This window comes from Methylobacterium sp. CM6257, from assembly GCF_054611515.1.
Window position 1 is genome coordinate 5,196,768 of record NZ_CM137735.1, and the last position, 17,526, is coordinate 5,214,293.

18 protein-coding genes, 1 pseudogene and 1 riboswitch are annotated in these 17,526 nt (G+C 67.5%); of the genes and pseudogenes, 11 read left to right on the forward strand and 8 right to left on the reverse strand.

Translation table 11 applies throughout. The annotated features are described in order from the left end of the window. Positions 1-8 precede the first annotated feature (8 nt). From ACYCO6_RS25330 to ACYCO6_RS25365, 8 genes are all read left to right on the forward strand, one after another. Positions 9-758 carry an amino acid ABC transporter permease gene (locus ACYCO6_RS25330; RefSeq protein WP_459764453.1) on the forward strand — a complete coding sequence of 250 codons (750 nt, stop codon included), beginning with the start codon at positions 9-11 and terminating at the stop codon, positions 756-758. Further along, positions 755-1,606 carry an amino acid ABC transporter permease gene (locus tag ACYCO6_RS25335; RefSeq protein ID WP_459764455.1) on the forward strand — a complete coding sequence of 284 codons (852 nt, stop codon included), beginning with the start codon at positions 755-757 and terminating at the stop codon, positions 1,604-1,606. Before ACYCO6_RS25330 ends, ACYCO6_RS25335 begins: the two co-directional genes overlap by 4 nt. 4 nt (positions 1,607-1,610) lie before the next feature. Then, on the forward strand, positions 1,611-2,390 hold the full coding sequence (locus tag ACYCO6_RS25340; protein WP_459764457.1) for an amino acid ABC transporter ATP-binding protein: 780 nt from the start codon (positions 1,611-1,613) through the stop codon (positions 2,388-2,390). 486 nt (positions 2,391-2,876) lie between these two features. Then, positions 2,877-3,374: a MarR family winged helix-turn-helix transcriptional regulator gene (locus tag ACYCO6_RS25345; protein ID WP_459764459.1), complete on the forward strand. Its 498-nt coding sequence runs from the start codon at positions 2,877-2,879 to the stop codon at positions 3,372-3,374. Next, on the forward strand, positions 3,371-5,413 hold the full coding sequence (locus ACYCO6_RS25350; RefSeq protein WP_459764461.1) for an FUSC family protein: 2,043 nt from the start codon (positions 3,371-3,373) through the stop codon (positions 5,411-5,413). The genes ACYCO6_RS25345 and ACYCO6_RS25350 overlap by 4 nt, the downstream gene beginning before the upstream one ends. After that, entirely contained in the window at positions 5,410-5,619 is a 210-nt protein-coding gene (locus ACYCO6_RS25355) for a DUF1656 domain-containing protein (RefSeq protein ID WP_459764463.1), read from the forward strand. The genes ACYCO6_RS25350 and ACYCO6_RS25355 overlap by 4 nt, the downstream gene beginning before the upstream one ends. A gap of 59 nt (positions 5,620-5,678) precedes the next feature. Then, positions 5,679-6,626, forward strand: a complete 948-nt coding sequence (locus ACYCO6_RS25360; RefSeq protein ID WP_459764465.1) for an efflux RND transporter periplasmic adaptor subunit — start codon at positions 5,679-5,681, stop codon at positions 6,624-6,626. A gap of 55 nt (positions 6,627-6,681) precedes the next feature. Continuing rightward, positions 6,682-7,575, forward strand: coding sequence for a VOC family protein (locus tag ACYCO6_RS25365; protein WP_459764467.1), 894 nt, complete (start codon positions 6,682-6,684; stop codon positions 7,573-7,575). Between the two features lie 42 nt (positions 7,576-7,617). On the opposite strand, the gene ACYCO6_RS25370 is transcribed toward ACYCO6_RS25365, so the two are convergent. The 6 genes from ACYCO6_RS25370 to ACYCO6_RS25395 all read right to left on the reverse strand — a co-directional run bounded on the left by ACYCO6_RS25370 (position 7,618) and on the right by ACYCO6_RS25395 (position 13,142). After that, a complete protein-coding gene (locus ACYCO6_RS25370) occupies positions 7,618-8,979 on the reverse strand; it encodes an amidohydrolase (RefSeq protein ID WP_459773721.1) in 1,362 nt (453 codons plus the stop codon). A gap of 101 nt (positions 8,980-9,080) precedes the next feature. Then, positions 9,081-9,710, reverse strand: a complete 630-nt coding sequence (locus ACYCO6_RS25375) for a trimeric intracellular cation channel family protein (RefSeq protein WP_459764469.1) — start codon at positions 9,708-9,710, stop codon at positions 9,081-9,083. 28 nt (positions 9,711-9,738) lie between these two features. Then, complete coding sequence (locus ACYCO6_RS25380; protein ID WP_459764471.1) at positions 9,739-10,473, reverse strand: L,D-transpeptidase; 735 nt, start codon at positions 10,471-10,473, stop codon at positions 9,739-9,741. Positions 10,474-10,796: 323 nt separating this feature from the next. Next, a riboswitch (glycine riboswitch) is annotated at positions 10,797-10,886 on the reverse strand. Between the two features lie 685 nt (positions 10,887-11,571). Then, on the reverse strand, positions 11,572-11,790 hold the full coding sequence (locus tag ACYCO6_RS25385; protein ID WP_459764473.1) for a hypothetical protein: 219 nt from the start codon (positions 11,788-11,790) through the stop codon (positions 11,572-11,574). Next, positions 11,790-12,236, reverse strand: a complete 447-nt coding sequence (locus ACYCO6_RS25390) for a hypothetical protein (protein ID WP_459764475.1) — start codon at positions 12,234-12,236, stop codon at positions 11,790-11,792. The genes ACYCO6_RS25385 and ACYCO6_RS25390 overlap by 1 nt, the downstream gene beginning before the upstream one ends. A gap of 537 nt (positions 12,237-12,773) precedes the next feature. Next, positions 12,774-13,142, reverse strand: coding sequence for a septal ring lytic transglycosylase RlpA family protein (locus ACYCO6_RS25395; RefSeq protein WP_459764477.1), 369 nt, complete (start codon positions 13,140-13,142; stop codon positions 12,774-12,776). A gap of 314 nt (positions 13,143-13,456) precedes the next feature. On the opposite strand from ACYCO6_RS25395, the gene ACYCO6_RS25400 reads away from it, so the two are divergent. Beyond that, a complete protein-coding gene (locus tag ACYCO6_RS25400; protein WP_459764479.1) occupies positions 13,457-13,840 on the forward strand; it encodes a TonB family protein in 384 nt (127 codons plus the stop codon). A 704-nt stretch (positions 13,841-14,544) separates the two neighbouring features. Next, positions 14,545-14,715 (forward strand): hypothetical protein, encoded by a 171-nt coding sequence (locus ACYCO6_RS25405; protein WP_459764481.1) that lies wholly within the window; start codon positions 14,545-14,547, stop codon positions 14,713-14,715. A gap of 76 nt (positions 14,716-14,791) precedes the next feature. On the opposite strand, the gene ACYCO6_RS25410 is transcribed toward ACYCO6_RS25405, so the two are convergent. Both ACYCO6_RS25410 and ACYCO6_RS25415 read right to left on the reverse strand, forming a co-directional pair. Beyond that, entirely contained in the window at positions 14,792-16,585 is a 1,794-nt protein-coding gene (locus ACYCO6_RS25410; protein ID WP_459764483.1) for a caspase family protein, read from the reverse strand. A gap of 290 nt (positions 16,586-16,875) precedes the next feature. Then, positions 16,876-17,019 carry a hypothetical protein gene (locus tag ACYCO6_RS25415; protein WP_459764485.1) on the reverse strand — a complete coding sequence of 48 codons (144 nt, stop codon included), beginning with the start codon at positions 17,017-17,019 and terminating at the stop codon, positions 16,876-16,878. Positions 17,020-17,266: 247 nt separating this feature from the next. On the opposite strand from ACYCO6_RS25415, the pseudogene ACYCO6_RS25420 reads away from it, so the two are divergent. Further along, positions 17,267-17,407, forward strand: a pseudogene (locus ACYCO6_RS25420) (site-2 protease family protein); the annotation flags it as partial. Positions 17,408-17,526: the final 119 nt, after the last annotated feature.

Here is a 17,526-nt window from a genome sequence, read left to right on the forward strand (position 1 = left end):
CGCCCGCGATGATCGCAACGATCCAGGCGTGGTTCCAGCAGCTCTACGAGAGCACGGGCTTCAACTTCACGGTCTTCTACGATCCCTACGACTGGGACCGCTACGTGGCCGGCCTGCGGATGACGCTGCTCCTCGGGATCAGCACGATCCTGGCGAGCCTCGTCATCGGCGCCGTCGGCGCGCTCCTGCAGAGCGGGCCGTCGCGCCTCCTCCGCGCGCTGGTCAACGGCTTCGTGGTGGTCTTCCGGAACACGCCGCCGCTCGTGCAGATCTTCTTCTTCTACTTCGGCCTCGGGACGCTGCTCCCGGACATCCGCTCGGCCGACGGCCTGCGCGCGCCGATCCTCAACAATGTCCAGTGGGCGATCATCTCGCTGTCGCTGTTCGCGGGCGCGTTCAACGTCGAGATCTTCCGCTCCGGCATCGAGGCGGTGCCGCGGACCACGGTCGAGGCCGCCGAGGCCCTGGGCTACACCCGCTTCAAGGCCTACCGGTACGTCGTCCTGCCGCTGGCCCTGCGCGTCTGCCTGCCGGCGCTCAACAACAACCTGATCAACCTCCTCAAGACCACCACGCTCGCCTACGCCATCGCGGTCCCGGAGACGCTGTACGCGGTCAAGCAGATCTGGTCCGAGTCGCAGAACGTGCTGGAGATGATGCTGGTACTGCTCGCGACCTACGCGGTCCTCGTCGGCGTGCTCGTCTGGATCATGCACCGCTGGGAACGCGCCCTGCGCATCCCGGGATACGGCCGATGAGCGCCGACGATCCGCGGGGCGGGCGTCCGAGGAACCTGCCGGTCCTCCTGCCCTTCGCGCTCCCGAAGGACGGCGCGGCGGCGCGCCTGCGCCCGGCCCATCTCTGGCTGCTCACCGGGCTCGCCCTCGTCGCCCTGCCGGCCTGGGCGCAGGGCGGGGCCGCCGCGCTGTCGCCGCTGGAGGTCGTGATCAAGTGGGCGCCCCTCCTGCTCACGGGCTTCGCCTTCAACGTCGCGATCTCGCTGATGGCGATGGCGATCGGCACGGTGGCGGGCATCGGGCTCGGGCTGGCCATGCTGGCCGAGGGGCGGATCCTGCCCCGCCTCGCGTGGTGCGCCACGCAGGTCTTCCGCAACGTGCCCTGGCTGGTGCTGCTGTTCTTCGTGATGTTCCTCGTGCCGTTCCAGGTCACGGTGTTCGGCGTCCGCGTGCCGCTGCCCGACTGGGTGAAGGCGACCTTCGGCTTCAGCCTGCCGGTCATGGCCAACGTCGCCGAGATCGTCCGCGGCGCGGTGCGCTCGGTGCCGAACACCCAGTGGGAGGCCGCCGAGTCGCTGGCCTTCACCCGGCGGCAGACGATGTGGCGGATCGTCCTGCCCCAGTGCGCGAAGCGCATGCTGCCGCCCTGGATGAACGTCTACTCGCTCATCGCGATGGCGACCGTGCAGGCCTCCATCGTCGGCGTCACCGAGATGCTGACGCTGACCGCGCAGGTGCACGCCGCCGAGGGCGGCCGCCCCGAGCTGTTCGCGCCGCTCTACGGCTTCGCGCTGCTGTGCTTCTTCCTCTACTGCTACCCGATCGACCGGTTCACCGCCGCCCTGGAACGCCGCTTCGAGACCCGCTGAGACCATGACGCGCGCGACCCTGGCCGCCACCCCGTCCCCGAGCTGGACCCCCGATCAGCCGATCGTCCGGGTCGTCGACGTGCACAAGTCCTTCGGGACATTCGAGGTGCTGAAGGGGATCAGCTTCGACGTCCGCAAGGGCGAGGTCGTCTGCATCATCGGCCCCTCGGGCTCGGGCAAGTCGACGCTGATCCGCTGCGTCAACGCCCTGGTGCCGGTGAGCGCGGGCTCGATCCAGGTCGAGGGGATCGAGGTGACCGATCCCCGGCTCGACAAGCTGGCGCTGCGCCGCAAGGTCGGCATGGTGTTCCAGCAGTACAACCTGTTCCCGCACAAGACCGCGCTCCAGAACGTGATGATGGCCCCCATCCACGTCCTCGGGCAGGACCGGCGCGAGGTCGAGGCCCGGGCGCGGGCGCTGCTCGCCAAGGTCCGGCTGGCCGGCAAGGAGAACGCCTATCCCGGCGAGTTGTCAGGCGGCCAGCAGCAGCGCGTGGCGATCGCCCGCTCGCTGGCGATGCGGCCGGACGTGATGCTGTTCGACGAGGTCACCGCCGCGCTCGATCCGGAGACGGTCAAGGAGGTGCTGGTGACGATCCGGGAACTCGCCGAGGAGGGCATGACCTGCATGCTCGTCACGCACGAGATGAACTTCGCCCGCGACGTCGCCGACCACATCTACTTCACCGACCGCGGCGTGATCGTCGAGCACGGGCCGCCCGCGACGTTCTTCGCCTCCGCCCAGGACGAGCGCACGCGCCGGTTCCTGTCGCAGGTGCTTTGACTCTCCTCTCGCGAATAGCCCAGCATCACGGTCTTGATGCCGAACGTCCGTTATGGAGGAGCGTTCGTGCCTCGTTGAATGACCGAAATGGGGGCAAAGCCGAACGTCCGGTCCTGCGCGATTCGGCGATCTGGCATGACGTAGTCTGGCCGAAAGCCGCCGTTCCGCTTCGGAGAAGGTCCGCCGGAAAAGCGGACAGATGCCTATCGTCTTGGCTGCGGCCGTGGAGCCTCACTCTCTCGCGGGCAGACATCCTCCAGAGCGCTGATTGCGAACAGACGAAGCAGGCTTGCTCAAAGCCTACACCTCGACGCGAAGCCGGAACTCATCGGCCAATATAGTCCGGCCGCGTGGTACAATTGGTATCCGGCCGTGCAAGGGCCGAAGTTCGCTCTTGAAAGATTGCTGACTAATTGATAGTTTGCTACCTGTATCGAGGCACCGCTCGGGGACGTGCGCCATCCTGGTCGGCACAGAGGAGGTCTGATGGCACCCGAGAACCTGAGCCAGCTTTGGCTGACCTACACCCACACGCTTCTGCTCTCGGGGCGTCAGTGGCGGCGCCTCGCTAATTCCACGACGGAGGCGCACGGAGTCTCAGAGGCAAAGGCGCTGCCGCTGGTGCTGATCGGGCGCCTGGGCGGCGAACCGCGCCAGAACACCCTCGCCGAAGCCCTCGGCATTGAGGGCCCGTCGTTGGTGCGCCTCCTCGATCAACTTGAGACGGCCGGCCTCGTCCTGCGCAAGGAAGACCCGACCGACCGTCGCGCCAAAGTCCTGAGCCTCACCTCCACCGGACGTTCGGTGGTCGCGAAGATCGAGGCCGACCTCGACCAATTACGGAAGGCGGTGTTCTCGAAGGTGAGCGAAGCCGACCTTGAGGCGAGCCTGCGGGTGTTCGAGGCCATGCAGGACCATGTGCGTGGCCGGTCCGAGCCCGCTGCATCTCCGGGGAAGGTCGCGCACGGCGAGGCCGCGGAATGACCCTGCCGGGCTGGCGCGACTGGGCCTTCTCGCTCAAGACCTTTGGCGCCGCCATGCTAGCCTTGTTCCTGGCGTTCTGGATCGACCTCCCGAACCCCTACTGGGCGCTCGGCACCGTCTACATCACCAGCCAAGTGCTCGCCGGCGCCACCCGCTCCAAGGCGCTCTATCGGGTGCTCGGCACCCTGCTTGGGGCCGTGGTGACAGTCGCCCTCGTGCCGAACCTCGTGAACGCCCCGGAACTCCTCACGCTGGCTATCGCGCTCTGGGTGGCGACGTGCCTGTACTTCTCCCTGCTCGACCGCACCCCGCGCAGCTACCTGATGATGCTCGGCGGTTACACGGCGGCGCTGATCGGCTTCCCATCCGTCGGTGACCCCGGAACGATGTTCGACACCGCGGTGGCTCGAGCCGAGGAGATCACCCTCGGCATCCTCTGCGCCAGCCTCGTGAACACGGTCGTGCTGCCGCAATCCGTGGCACCCGTGATCACCGGCCGGCTCGAACTCTGGCTGCGCGACGCCCGGGCCTGGGTCATCGACGTCCTCGGACGCGCCCGCACGGCGAAAGACACGCAGGCGACGCGGTTGAAGCTGGCCTCGGACGCCGTCGCCTTCGACGCGCTGGCGACGCCGCTGCGCTACGACATGACGGGCGCGGAGCGCTCGGCGGAGGCGATGGCGACGCTACGCCAGCACATGCTGATGTTCCTGCCCATCGCCTCCGCCATCTCGGACCGCATCGAGACGCTGGAACGAGCGCACGCATTGCCGCAGCGCCTGCGCGCCCTCCTCGACGACATGGCCGCCTGGCTTGCCTCGGGAACCACCGAGCGGGCCGAGGCCGACCGCCTCAAGGCCGCCGCGGACGCCCTCGAACCCGGGCTCGATAAGCGGCCGTCATGGGACGCCCTGGTGCTGGCGAGCCTTCTGGCGCGCCTGCGCGACTTCATCGACCTGCGCCAGGATGCCCGAATTCTGCAGCGGCACATAGCAGACGGCACCCCGGTCACCGAGGACCTGACCTTTCGGTACACCGCCGCGGCGCGCGCGATCCGCCACCGCGACCATGGCATGGCGCTGCTGTCGGCGGTAGGCGTGTTCCTCACCATCCTGGTCACCTGCGCGATCTGGATCGCGACCGGATGGCCGCATGGCTCGGCCGCCCCGATGATGGCAGCAGTCGGCTGCAGCTTCTTCGCCGCCCAGGACGACCCCGCGCCGTTCATCGTCAGCTTCGCCAACTCGGCCATCGTCGGCGCCCTCGGGGCGGGCGCCTACCTGTTCGCGATCCTGCCGCTGGCGACCACGTTCGAGATGCTAGTCCTGGCGTTGGCCCCGGCCCTCCTGATCTGCGGGGTCTTCATGGCCCAGCCCAGGACCGCGCCCCTGGCGATGGGCGCGGCGGTCAACGGCTCGGCCATGATCGCCCTCCAGGGCAGCTACACGGGCGATTTCGCGGCCTTTGCCAACTCCTCCGTCGCGGTCATCGTCGGGATGTGGGTGGCCGCCATCGTCACGCGCCTCGTCCGCTCGGTCGGCGCCGGCTGGTCGGCGCGGCGCCTGCGGGCTGTCAACCGCCGCAGCCTCGCCCGCGCCGCCGAGCGCCAGGGCGCGCAGAACGGCCTCGAACTCGCGGCCCTGATGCTCGACCGGGTCGGCCTGATCGCGCCGCGGCTGGCCGCCTTGCCGTCCGATGACGCGGAGTGGACTGCCGACCTTCTCGCCGAGGTCCGCGTCGGCATCAACGTCGTGGAGCTGCGGCGCGACCGTCGGCAGCTATCGAAGCCTGCTCGCGGCGCCGTCGAGACGCTTCTCGCCGCGTTGTCGCGGCACTTCGAGGCCAAGTCGGAGAAGCCCACTTCCGACCTGCTCGACACTGTCGATGAGGCGCTCGACGCTGTCTCGGCCGAAGCGCGACAGGTGCCTGGGCAGGCCGCGCTGATGGGCCTCGTCGGCATACGGCGCGGCCTGTTCCCGGACGCGCCACCCTACCGTCCGACCGTGCCTTCGACCACGCATCCGGAGTTCGCGGCATGACGGGTGAACTCGACCTCTACGGCGTCTTCGTGCCGAGCCTGGCGGCCTGGATGCTGCTCGCCTTCTTCCTCAACCTGCCCCTGCGGCGCTTGCTGGCCTGGGCCGGGTTCCACCGCATGGTCTGGCACCGGCCCCTGTTCGATCTCGCCCTCTACGTCGTGCTCCTCGGCGTCGTCGTCTCGATCGCGGTGCCTCTCGCATCCTGATCGGCGGGCTCGTCCGGCCGCCCTGCTACGCCCCAGCACAGATCCTCCGGATACACCCCATGCCTCGGTTGCTCGCCCTCTCGTTCCAGCTCCTCGTCACCCTTGGGATGGCCGCCGTCGCAATCGTCGTCGGTCTGGCCCTATGGGATTACTACATGGAGGCTCCCTGGACCCGGGACGGGCGGGTGCGAGCCGACGTGGTGCAGGTGGCCCCCGACGTCTCCGGCCTCGTCACCGAGGTGCTCATCGCGGACAACCAAGTGGTGAAGCGGGGCGACGTTCTCTTCCGGATCGATCCCGACCGCTTCGCCTTAGCCCTGCGCCAGGCCGAGGCGGTGGTAGAGGGCAAGAAGGCGACTGCCGTGCAGGCAGCGGCGGATTACGACCGCTACCTGAAGCTGAGCGACGCCGCCGCGTCCCAGCAAAGGGTCGAGGCTGCGCAGGCGGCCGACCTGGAGGCCAAAGCTGCCTATAGTCAGGCGATGGCCGACCGCGACCTCGCCAAGCTGAACCTCGACCGCTCCGCCGTGAGGGCCTCGGTCAACGGGCGCATCACCAACATGGAGTTGCGACCCGGCACCTACGTCACCACCGGGCGCGGGGTAATGGCGCTCATCGACAGCGACACGCTGCGCGTCGAGGGGTACTTCGAGGAGACCAAGCTGCCGCGCATCCACGTGGGCGATAAGGCCAGCATCCGCCTGATGGGCGAGAAGTCTACGCTCACCGGTCACGTGGAGAGTTTCGCGGGCGGCATCGAGGACCGCGAGCGCACGGCAGGCTCGAACCTTCTCGCCAGCGTCAACCCGACCTTCGCGTGGGTCCGGCTCGCCCAGCGCATCCCGGTGCGGATCAAGCTGGACGGCGTTCCCGACGAGACCCGTCTTGTCTCGGGTCGCACGGCCACGGTCGCGGTCGAACCCGAGGGCGAGACCCCGCACTTCAGCTTGTTCGGGTCCTGGCGCGGGGCGCCGGAACCTGCTGCCCGGGACGCGACCGCCCGTTGAGGCCCCGCAGCCGACTCTACCTTTCAGACGCGCTGGAAAGACCTAGAGGCAGACCATGACCGCACCAGCATCAGGCGAGCCCCGGGCCGAACCGAGCGCCGTCCTGGCCGAGGCGCCATACCGAGTCGGTGCGGTAACCCTTGTGGTGCGCGACCTCGATGCGCTCACGCGCTTCTACCGGGACGTCATCGGGCTCGGCGTCGTCTCGGCAGCCGGCGACGCCGTGCGGTTCGGGACGGGCGACGCGACGCTTCTCGTCCTTCGATATGACCCGAATGCGCGGCCACGGAAGCCGCGGGAGGCCGGCCTGTTCCACACGGCGTTCCTGCTACCGGGCCGGGGTGACCTCGGCGCTTGGCTCCCGCACGCGGAGAAGCACGGCATCACGCTCACGGGCGCCGCCGACCACCTCGTGAGCGAGGCGGTCTACCTCGACGATCCGGAAGGCAACGGCATCGAGATGTACGTCGACCGCCCCGCATCCGCATGGCAGCGGGCCTCGGACGGCTCGGTCGAGATGCGCAACGAACGGCTCGACCATGCCGGGCTCATCCGTGCCGCCGACCGACCCTGGTCGGGCATGCCGGCCGGCGCCTGCGTCGGGCACGTCCACCTGCAGGTGGGCGATCTGGATGTAACGGAGCGCTTCTACGCGGGTCTGCTCGGCTTCGATATTATGTGCCGCTATCCCGGCGCCCTGTTCCTGGGATCGGGCGGCTACCACCATCAGCTTGCCGGCAACATCTGGAACAGCCGTGGCAGCGCGGTGCGCACAGATGGGACGACGGGCCTCGCGGAGGTCGTGGTGCTCGCCGACGGGGAGACGCTCGCATCGGCGCGGGTTCGATGCAGGGAGGCAGGCGTGCCCCTTGTCGAGGAGGGGGACACGCTCATCGTATCCGACCCATGGGGAACGCACCTTCGTCTCACGCCAAAGCCGGTGCGCTGATGGTCCGGGACGGCGCCGGCGCAGAACCCGGTGCCGGTCTTGTCAGCGTGTCTTCGTATCCGAAACTTCGGGAGCCAACCAACGACCGGCGGCCGCAAGCATGGTCTCCACCCCGGTTCGAAGGGTCGGTGTCAGGACCGGGGCAAACTCCGGCGAGTGGTTCGAGGGAAGCGCGTCCAGGGCCCCGGCCTTCTCCGCCTCGGCGTAGCGCTGCGGGTCGGTCCCACCGACGAACCAGAACACCGAGGGCACGTCCCAGGCACGTGCGAAGACTGTGAAGTCCTCGCTGGCGGCCACGTTACTGGCAGGCTGCACCCGGTCCGCCCCCAGACGCTGCTTCAACGCTTCGGTCACCTTGGCTGTCGCGGCCGCGTCGTTCACCGTCAGGGGAAATTGCCCCAGCATCGTGAGGAGGGGTGGCTTCGGAGCGCGGGAGATGGACGCTTCCCCGTCGACGATCCGCTTGATCGACGAGAGCACTTTGTCCCGCACCGCTTCGTCATAGGTCCGGACGTTGAGCTGAAGCTGAGCCTCATCCGGGATGATGTTGGCGCTGGACCCGGCCTGCATCGATCCCACTGTGACCACGGCGCTGTCGGTCATGGAGACCTCGCGCGAGACGATGGTCTGGAGCCGCATCACCGTGGCGGCGGCCATCACCACCGGATCGATAGTGGATTCCGGTGCGGAGCCGTGCCCGCCCCGCCCGTACAACGTCACCTTGAGGCTGTCGCTCCGGGAGAGCACGGGGCCGCTGGCGAGGCGTACCTGCCCGGCCGGGAACGGCAGCACATGCTGGCCCAGCGTGACGACCGGCTTCGGGAAGCGCTTCACCATGTCGTCGTCGACCATGGCTTTGGCACCTTCGCCGATCTCCTCGCCCGGCTGGAACACGGCCAATACGGTCCCGTGCCACCTATCCCGGTTGGCGGCCAGAATTTGGGTCGCGCCCATCAGCCAGGTCACGTGCAGGTCGTGTCCGCAGGAATGCGCGATGGCCGTTTCCCGGCCGGATGCGGGATCGATCCCCTTCTTCGTGCTGGCGTAAGGGAGACCGGTGTTCTCCTTCATCGGCAGCGCGTCCATGTCAGCGCGTAGGAGCACGGTCGGGCCGTCGCCATTGCGCAAGATGCCGACCACGCCCGTGCCACCCACGCCCTCGGTCACCTCGAAGCCCTGCTCCTTTAGCCACTTCGCGGCGATGCCAGCCGTGCGCTTCTCCTGCATCGAGAGCTCGGGGTTGGCGTGCAAGTCCTCGTAGACGTCCTTCAGCTTCGCGAGCTGCTCCTCGGTCGGGCCGGGCAATCCCTTCGCGTCGGCTTGCGCGAAAGCGGGGGCTGAGAAGGCTGAAAGAGAGACGAAGGCCACCAGCGCGAGCCAAGTGCGACGTTTGCCGATTATCATCTTGGCATTCCCTTCGGATCGGACCGCGAGAGCAGTCCTTCGTTGAAGTCGGTTGTTATGGGGCGCTTCGAAGTCGGTTAGCCGCGGTGGATCTACCGTCATCAATGATAGGAGATGCCGGTGCGGCGGCGATATTGCGGAAGCGTCCAGCCGAAGTGGAGCGATGCGGCTCGCGCGAGCAGGGCGACGGCGAAGCCGATGCCTGTTGCGAGCTCGCGTGGAGCGCCGAGGACGTTCAGGGTCACGAAGGCCGCTGCGCCGGCCCCCGCGGCCGAGGCGTAGATCTCGCGACCGAGGATGACCGGGGGGTCACCGCCGAGGAGGTCCCGGAGCAGTCCCCCGAAGGTGGCCGTGACCACCCCCATGGCGATGGCCACGGAGGAGCTCGCCCCGGCGTGCAGGGCCTTCTCCGCCCCAGCCACCGCGAACAGCGCCAGTCCCAGTGCGTCGAGCCGCACCAGGTGCCGGTACCGGGATTGCGGGATGTGCGCGACGAAGAACACGGCGCACGAAACGAGCACGCAGGCGAGCAGGTACGCCGGCGTTTGTGTCCAGAAGACCGGCAGGCCGAGAAGGAGGTCCCGGAGCGTCCCACCCCCGACGCCCGTCACGGTGCCGAGGACGGCGAACCCCACGAAATCCATCTCCTTGCGGGCGGCCACGAGGGCGCCGGCGACCGCGAATACGGTCACGCCGAGCCAGTCCAGGGTCGCGGTCGCAGTCTCGAACATCAGCCTTCGTCCCGGCCACGTACGGCGGTCATTTGAAAAGAAGGACCTGGTTATCGGATCGGGGTTGGTCGTCCCATTCCTGCTGCACCATCACCTCCGGCATCGAGGATTTCACGACGACGGTCGTTCCGAGCGGGACCCGTCCGTAGAGGTCGTAGATGTCCTCGTTCAGAAGACGGATGCAGCCGGAGGAATCCGTTCCCCCCACTGTCCAGGGCTCGTTGGTGCCGTGGATGCGGTAGAGCGTGTCCTTGTCGCCCTGATAAAGGTACAGTGCGCGGCACCCGAGGGGGTTCTCAACGCCTGGCTCGACGTAGCGCGGGATGTTGGGCCGGCGCTTCAGCATGGCTTCCGTCGGGCGCCAGCCCGGCCACTTCGCCTTGCGCTTGACCACGGCGGTGCCCGACCAGGTGAACCCGGCTCTGCCCACCCCGATGCCGTAACGGATCGCCGTCCGGACCTCGCGCACAAGGTAGAGGAAACGCTCATGCGTATCGATGACGAGTGTACCTGCGCGCTCCGGGCCATCGTAGTCCACCAGTTGCTTCCGGAACTCCGGCGGGACGAGCGCGAGGTCGACCTTGAGGACGTTGAAGGGGTTGTCCGGGATCTCGCCGATGAACCAGGCATCGCGGTTCGACGTAGGATCGACGGGTGCGGGGGCTTTTGGCGGCTCGGGCTCGCTGTCCCAGAAGAAGGCCTGTGCGCGGCCCGGCGCGAGGACGGCGGCCGCCAGCAGGAGGCTTCGGCGTGTGGCCAACATCGGATGACTTCCAGCTTAGAGGATCGGGCGGACGTCCTGGCCCGCGCAGGACCGAGAGCGCCGCGCGGTCGATGCCGCGCGTGCGTCGTCGTTGCGGCCCATGGGATGAGCCGGTCGGTCGCGAAGAAGGAATTTGCGGTGAGCCCGTTGGCTTCCGGCAGGTCAGGCTATGGGGATGTCATCGCGCAGACCTCCGAGGTTGCTCCGCAGGCGCCATGCCTGCGAGCCCCCTCTGTCATCGGCCTGAGAGTATCGGCCCAACCTCGGGAGAGGTTGCGCCTTACACCATCGGCGGGAGCTGCCGCTCCGCTTTCCAGAGTGTTGAACGACGAGCGGTCTGGGTGCCTGAGAGTTTCCGGGGCGGTTGCTCCTTCGGCGGCCGGCTCAAGCCGGCTCTCTCCCGCGCGTCGATGACCTGTCGCTCCAACTAACACCAAACGGCGTAGCAAACCAGATAATTCGTTAGCTTACGATCTAAAATGTGCGTTGAGACACGCTGACGGCCCTGGACGACAGCCGTGAACGAACCGGATGCCTTTCTCGATAGCGTACCGTACGGCATCCTCGTCGGTCAGTTTGACGACGGCGGCGAGCGGCTTCGCTCTCGGCCAGGATTTTGGCGATCTCGCGCATGACGCGTTCCCAGAACTCCTTCGCGGAAGCGATCAAGTTGGTTCTCGACCTTGGCGGGACGGGCCTAGACGTAGACAGCCTTTCTCGGCGGTCTTGATGCTGCGTGGCGAGGGCGGCGTTCGCGGCCTGAGGCATCTTGAACATGCCGAGCATGTTCTTGCGGTCATGCCCTTCGTTGGCTGCCAGGGCCGCGGCGGCCTATCACTCGCGGGCAAGCGCTTGGGTGGCCTCGCGCTTGACCTGCCTCCTGCCAAGGGTCTGCAAGCACCAGAGGTCCCACCTGAGGCAATGTCGGCTTCAGAGATGGCGATGAAGGCCGTCGAACGACCGAGAAGGGCGCCAAGCTGAATGTCGGCTTTCAGGTGGCGGCACGATGACGGTTCCCCACCCTTCTCGGGCGTCACCGCGGCTAAGCTGATTGAGTTCAGACCCCAGCGTTCGCCGTGTCGGCGCCTCCTCCGCCGTCTATTCATCAGCCTCGTGCTCAGCCTGGAGGCGCTGCCGGCGGTCCTCCATGAGCGCGAGAGCGTGCCGGAACTCCGCGAGCAGCCCCTCGGCCTCGGCGGTGTCGTGCCCTTCGGCCTTCAGCCTCGCGACGAGACGGGCCTGATTGATGACGCGCTCCGTTCCCTCGGTGACGTGCCGGATCGCCAGTTCGAGATCAGTGGGCACTAGGGTGGTCATCACTGGTCCCCTCCGGAAAGCTCAAGCAGTGCGTCGTCAATCAGAGTATAACGCGATGCATGAGCTTCCGGTCGTCCAGACCGACCGCGGGAGCCGGAGAACGCGCCAGGACGTTCACGACCTGCTGACTGGCCCAGGTGCTCCTCGCCACAGGTGATGTGAAGCTGGCGGATGCCTCTGTCTACCGTCACCAGCCCCGGTTGGAGAAGCCGTTCACGGAAGCGGAGCTGGTGCGCAAACTGACCAAGCTCGTCAAGCCGCCCCGGCAGGCTCCATGAGCCGTCTTTGTGCGAATGGCCGATCGCAGCCAGCAGCGTCTGCTTCCGGGATATCGCCGCCGCCGGCTGAATGGCCGGGTTGGGCACAAAACGGCGCGTCTGCTTTTCGGAATTTGGCTCCTCACCGTAGTGACGGGCACCTACCTCACCGCTCTTATGCCGCGGCAAAGGCCAAGCTCAGAGTGCCTAGTTCCCCGATCAGGCGCCCTCCCCTATCGAAGCTTCGATGGCTTCTGACAGCCCTGCGGCTGAACGCGCCGAGCTGGAGAATGGCGATCACTGTGATCAGGGCTGCACCACACGAAGTACGGCAACCGCGCCCCTCTGCTCGCCCCGAATGATGACGATCGCCAGCGGGGAAAAACGGCTGTCAGCGGCCAAGTGGACAGGGAGCCGGGAAAGGCACACGGGGAACATGTCTCAATAGGTTCAACGCTCTACCTCAGCTTCCCAAGCTGAATGTCGTCGGTTCGATCCCGATCGCCCGCTCCAACTAACTCTCTGAATCTGCCGCGCTTTCTCGCCCCTCCCAAACGGCCGAGGTGTTCCCCATGTCCCCATGGAGGGTAAGCACACGTGCACCTGAGAGGAGGAGGCGCCGCTCTGATCAGGAGCTGATGCGACGCTGGCGGGCCACAGAGCCGCTGGTTCGAGTTGGATGCCGCGGCGCTGGAACGCGCTGCCGCCGGTGAGAACGCGCACGGGTTACACGCGTGCGAGGCTGACCTTGGCGAGGCCGGACATGCCGAGGGCACGGGCCGAAGCGTTGGAGAGATCGATCACGCGGCCGCCGACATAGGGGCCGCGATCGTTGATGCGCACCACCACGGAGCGGCCGTTGCTCTTGTTGGTCACCCGGACCTTCGTGCCGAAGGGCAGCGTGCGGTGAGCGGCTGTGAGCGCGTGCGTGTTGAAGCGCTCGCCGTTGGCCGTCGTACGGCCGTTGAAACCCGGGCCATACCACGAGGCAACACCCGCCTGCGTCCGCATCGCAGTACCCGCTTCGGCACCTGAGGCCACGACACAGCCAGTCGCGGCGAGAGCCAAGAGGGCAAGGCGAGGACAAGACAACATTACTGCATTCCCGTTGTTATTTGACGGGCCGGCAAAATGACACGGAATGTGACGACAGTATGGTGCATCGCAATATGGCAGGAATGCCATGACACAGCCACAGATCTGGTGCGCGACGCTGCTACATCGGTGAGGAATATATTCGACCTCGACCCATCGCTCGGCTGAACTTGTCTTCGCCGCAATCGTTCAAGTGCCGCCTCGGCTTGGAGCAGAAATAATGGGTGCCAGGAAATGGTCATCACCCGGCCCTGCCGCTGCTCGCTTCTCAGGGCAGATACGCGGCCGTTCGGCCTTCTCTGAATGTGACCACCATGACCCTCCGCTTGCTACTCCTTACCGGTTCGCTCTGCCTCAGCCTCCTCGGCTCAGTCGCTCCAAGCGAGGCCGGAGCGCCGCTCGGGGTCCAGCGCTGGCTCTCGTCCGTGCTCGCGAAGATCGACGCGGCCGACCGTTCCCGCACCCCGCGGCGACAGATGAGCCGCTCGATGACGGTCGAGGTCCGGGTTCGCATCGCCGAGGACGGCTCCGTGCTGCTGGTGGAGGTCGAGAGGAGTTCTGGATCGCGCAGCCTCGATGAGCGCGCGGTCGCTGCTGTCAAAGCGGCCGGCCCGTTTGCGGCTCCTCCAGCCCAGATGCTGATGGCGAACGGCACGACGGAGTTGAGCTTTCCGCTCAGCCTTCCGAGCCAACCCTAGATGTTTGGTCTCGCCGTGCGGTGGTACGAATGATGCAGCATGGAGGAACGCGGCTCAGGAACAGGTTCTCCATGGCAGCGCCACAACCGGAGCTTGGCTCCTAGCCAGGAAGGGGACCGTCAGCTCTGCGCCCATTTCGGCCATTCAGCCAACATGGGCCCTCCTCCAAGCGGACATCAAAATAGTGCTCTTACTGTCCACCCTGCCGCTTCTGAAGGCTCGACGTTGCACAGCGAAGTATCTGCTCATACTGCCGCACCAGACCGGCATGAGATGACACAGGTGCAGTCGCAGCGAACGCGCGCCGCAAGATTTCGGCCTTGTGGGGCTTCTTGATTACCGGCACAGCGACCAGATCTGGCAGGACCTTGGAGCTCCTTTCGGTGAGGCGCAAGCTGCAGGTGGCGACTCGCATGCAGGCCACCGCCGCCTGCGTCGGGCTTGATCTGATTAACCCATGAATCCTCCGACCGCGGGCGGCGCCATGCGCTCTATCGACAGGGCCGACCGGGGGGACATGGCGGATGCGGGTTGCCGTGTGACGGCGGCCCTGGCCGTGCGACCGGAGGAGGAGCCGGCTGCGGACGCGCCATCATCTGCTGTCGCTGAGCGGCCTGTTGCTGGCGCACGGCGGCTTGTTGCTGCCGTTGGGTTGCCTGTTGTGCGAACTGCGCCTGCATGGCCTGATGACGTAGGAAGGCCTGTTGTACCTGCTGCTGGCGAGCGGCCTGCGATTGCTGCTGACGCTGCGCCGCCATGGCCTGAGCGGCAGCACGCCGCGCAAAGGCGTCCTGTCGCTGCTGCGCCATGAACGCGGCGCGCGGGTCGACGGCCGCCCTCGCTGTCGCGACTCGTTCCGCGGCTGGCCCGCGTAACCGTTGGGCCGGCACGCCTGAACCGGAGCGGAGGATCTGAGGGCGTGCCGCGCTGACCGGCGCCGGCGGCTGAACCTCAGCCGGCCGGGAGGCGGGCCGCGGCTTGGTGGCAGGTGTCGGAGCGACGGGCGAACCTGCGGTTCGGGACGAAAGACTCGGGAGGGGCTGGCCATTCATGCCGGGCAATGCATGCGCAGCTCCCGGCTGTGCCGACAGGGGGGGGAAGCGCCACCTGCCGACCGGATGGAAGAGGCCCCGGCCGAGGGCCGTCCGACCTCGACCCCGCCGCCATGCCGGCGACAGGCGGGGTGGCTCCCGGTGGATGCGCCGACGCTACGGCCGCACGCTGCTGCAGGGCCGCGGGCAATGCGATCCGGGCTGCCGCAACGCCGAGGGCGGCCCCAGGACTTGCCGCCGTCGGTGCCTGAGTCACTGTGTTCTGGCGGTTGATCTGCTCGATGACGGCCGTGTTGTGGATGTTTTGGAACAGCACGTTGTTCGGCGGCGGCGTCACGTAGTCCGGTGCGGACACGTAGGCCGGCACCGGCATGACCGGCGGTGTCGGCAGGGCGTAGACGCCGAGAACGGGCGGCGGGGGCGCCAGCGCCACAAGGTAGGCCGGCGGCGGCGGAAGGAAGATGAGGGCCGGTCGGGGTGGCGGCGGCAGTGCGAAGACCGGGTCGTCAAGGAAGAGCACCGGCCGGTCGACGTACACAATCTCCTCGGGCGCGGGTGGCAGCACGTCGTAGGCGAGCACCGCGTAGCGCGGCGGCGGCTCCAACGCTGCGGCGAGCGAGGCGAGGCGTCGGCGCGCATCCCAGGCGTGCGGCCCGCGCGGGTACCAGGCGAGATATGACCAGTAGGCGTCCGGCGTGCCGACGATCCATGTACTTCTCCAGACCAGCGCCTCGCGCCTCGCGGCGATGAGCGCGCGCACCCGCCGGGCCAGAGCGTCCCCGGGATAATCGGTCACGAACTCCTGGTAGCGGGCGAGGTCGTCGCGTTCCAGGCAGACCGCGTAGGCGTCCTGGACGCCGAGGTCGCGCAGCGGACGGTCGCGGAGCGTGGCGACCCGCTCCCGCCCCAGAGCGGGAGCGTTGCCGGCCCGGTCGAAGAAGACGAACGCGGAAGCCGTGCGGTCGGCATCCCACGGCACCTCGGCGCCCTTCGTGGCGGCATCGACGCGCAGGCGCACGCGGTCGAACAGCGGCCCCGGCTGGAGGCCGCCCTCGCGGATCATCTCGACAAGCGCCTGAGCATAGGCGCCGTAGGGCCACTTCTCGTCCGGTCCAACGGTCCCGGGTGCGGCGTTGAAGGCGATCAGGCTGCCGGGCTCGGCTTCGGTGAGGGCGAGTCCGCCCGCGAGCGGCTTCTCCGGCACGGTGAAGGGCGTGCGCCGCGCCGCGTCGAGGACTAAGAAGCGCGCCTTGAGCGGTAGGGCGGCGAGGCTCTTGGTGTAGTCCGAGACGCGCAGCGCCCGAAGGCCGGCATCGGCGGCGCTGGCCACGCGCAGGTCAGTCGGGGCGAAATAGTTCTCGCCTTCCAGCTGCAGGCCGTAGCCGGCGAGATAGACGAACGTCACCGTGTCTGGCCCGGCGGCCGCGGCCTTGTCGACGAAGTCGCGCAGCGATTTCCGCAATCCATCCTCGTCGAGATCCCGGGCGCCGATCACGTCGAAGCCCGCCGCCTGCAGCGCCTGGGCGACGAGCCCGGCGTCGTTGGCGGCGGTGGCGAGCGGACGGGCTGGATAGGCGGCGTTGCCGATGACGAGCGCGATGCGCTTCTCCGCGGCCCAGGCGGGGGTGGCAAGCCAGGTCGCGGCGAGCGTTAGTACGGCAAGAAGTATGTTAACGGCGTTGTGGAGGCGCATCGCGGGATCCCATTGAAGAAGAGGCCGTCGGGCGTGGGACGCCATCCGACAGCGCGGTCATTGTTGCGGGCGCATCAACCCGGCTGATTGCGGCGGAGAGACGACCTCGTTAAGGCGGGGGGCAGGTCTTGACGGTCAAGATTTTATGCCGGTCTCACGGGGTGGCACCGACGCTGCGAGTCACGCGACATCCTGGGTCATCGTTCACCGGCACCGACGGGCGATAGACCGGGTATGGTCGTCCGACCACCAAAGTCCGGGGCCGCGCCAGACGGGATAGGCCCGGTTGATCACGATTGTTCGGCCGCGATGTCACCCGCCCTGCCAGTGCGGGCCGCCTCAGGCATGGTGCGCAAACGCTCCGTGCCGATGGCAGCCCCCAAAATGCCGGTGGCCACCGTCGTAATGCCAACCGCCGCCGTGATGAGCGCCAAGCCCGCAATCATGGGCGAACGCCGGCGGTGGTTCGATGGCCGTCACGGCGAGGCCGACGGCCGCCGCCATCAGTGAGCAAGAGACCACAATCCATCTCCCCTTGCGAACGCGCTGGATCAACGGTTCGAGAAAGATGGTACGCTCCGGCGCTGGCGCATCTTCTGAACCGCTCTGTCAGCTCTCATTCATCGAGGCTGTTATTTCGCGCCATCTCGGAAGAGTCGGCTCTGGAACCCTGCTCGATCAAACCTGATCCCAGCCTTCCCGATGGACGGGGGTCGCGTGTCGCGCGCCATCCTCGCTCGCCGTCTCGGCCATGCCCGAGGCACTCAGATTGCCTTACGCGTGGGGCAGGCGCTTGCCTTCGCGTTCGGCTTGGCGGGGCTGCTCGGCGGCGCACCCGACCTCACCCGAGCCATGGTGGCCTATGCCCACGCGCTGCGCGGTGCCCTGCGCGGGCCTGACGTTACGGCGGAGCTTGAGCGGCTTCTCACACCAGACTTGGC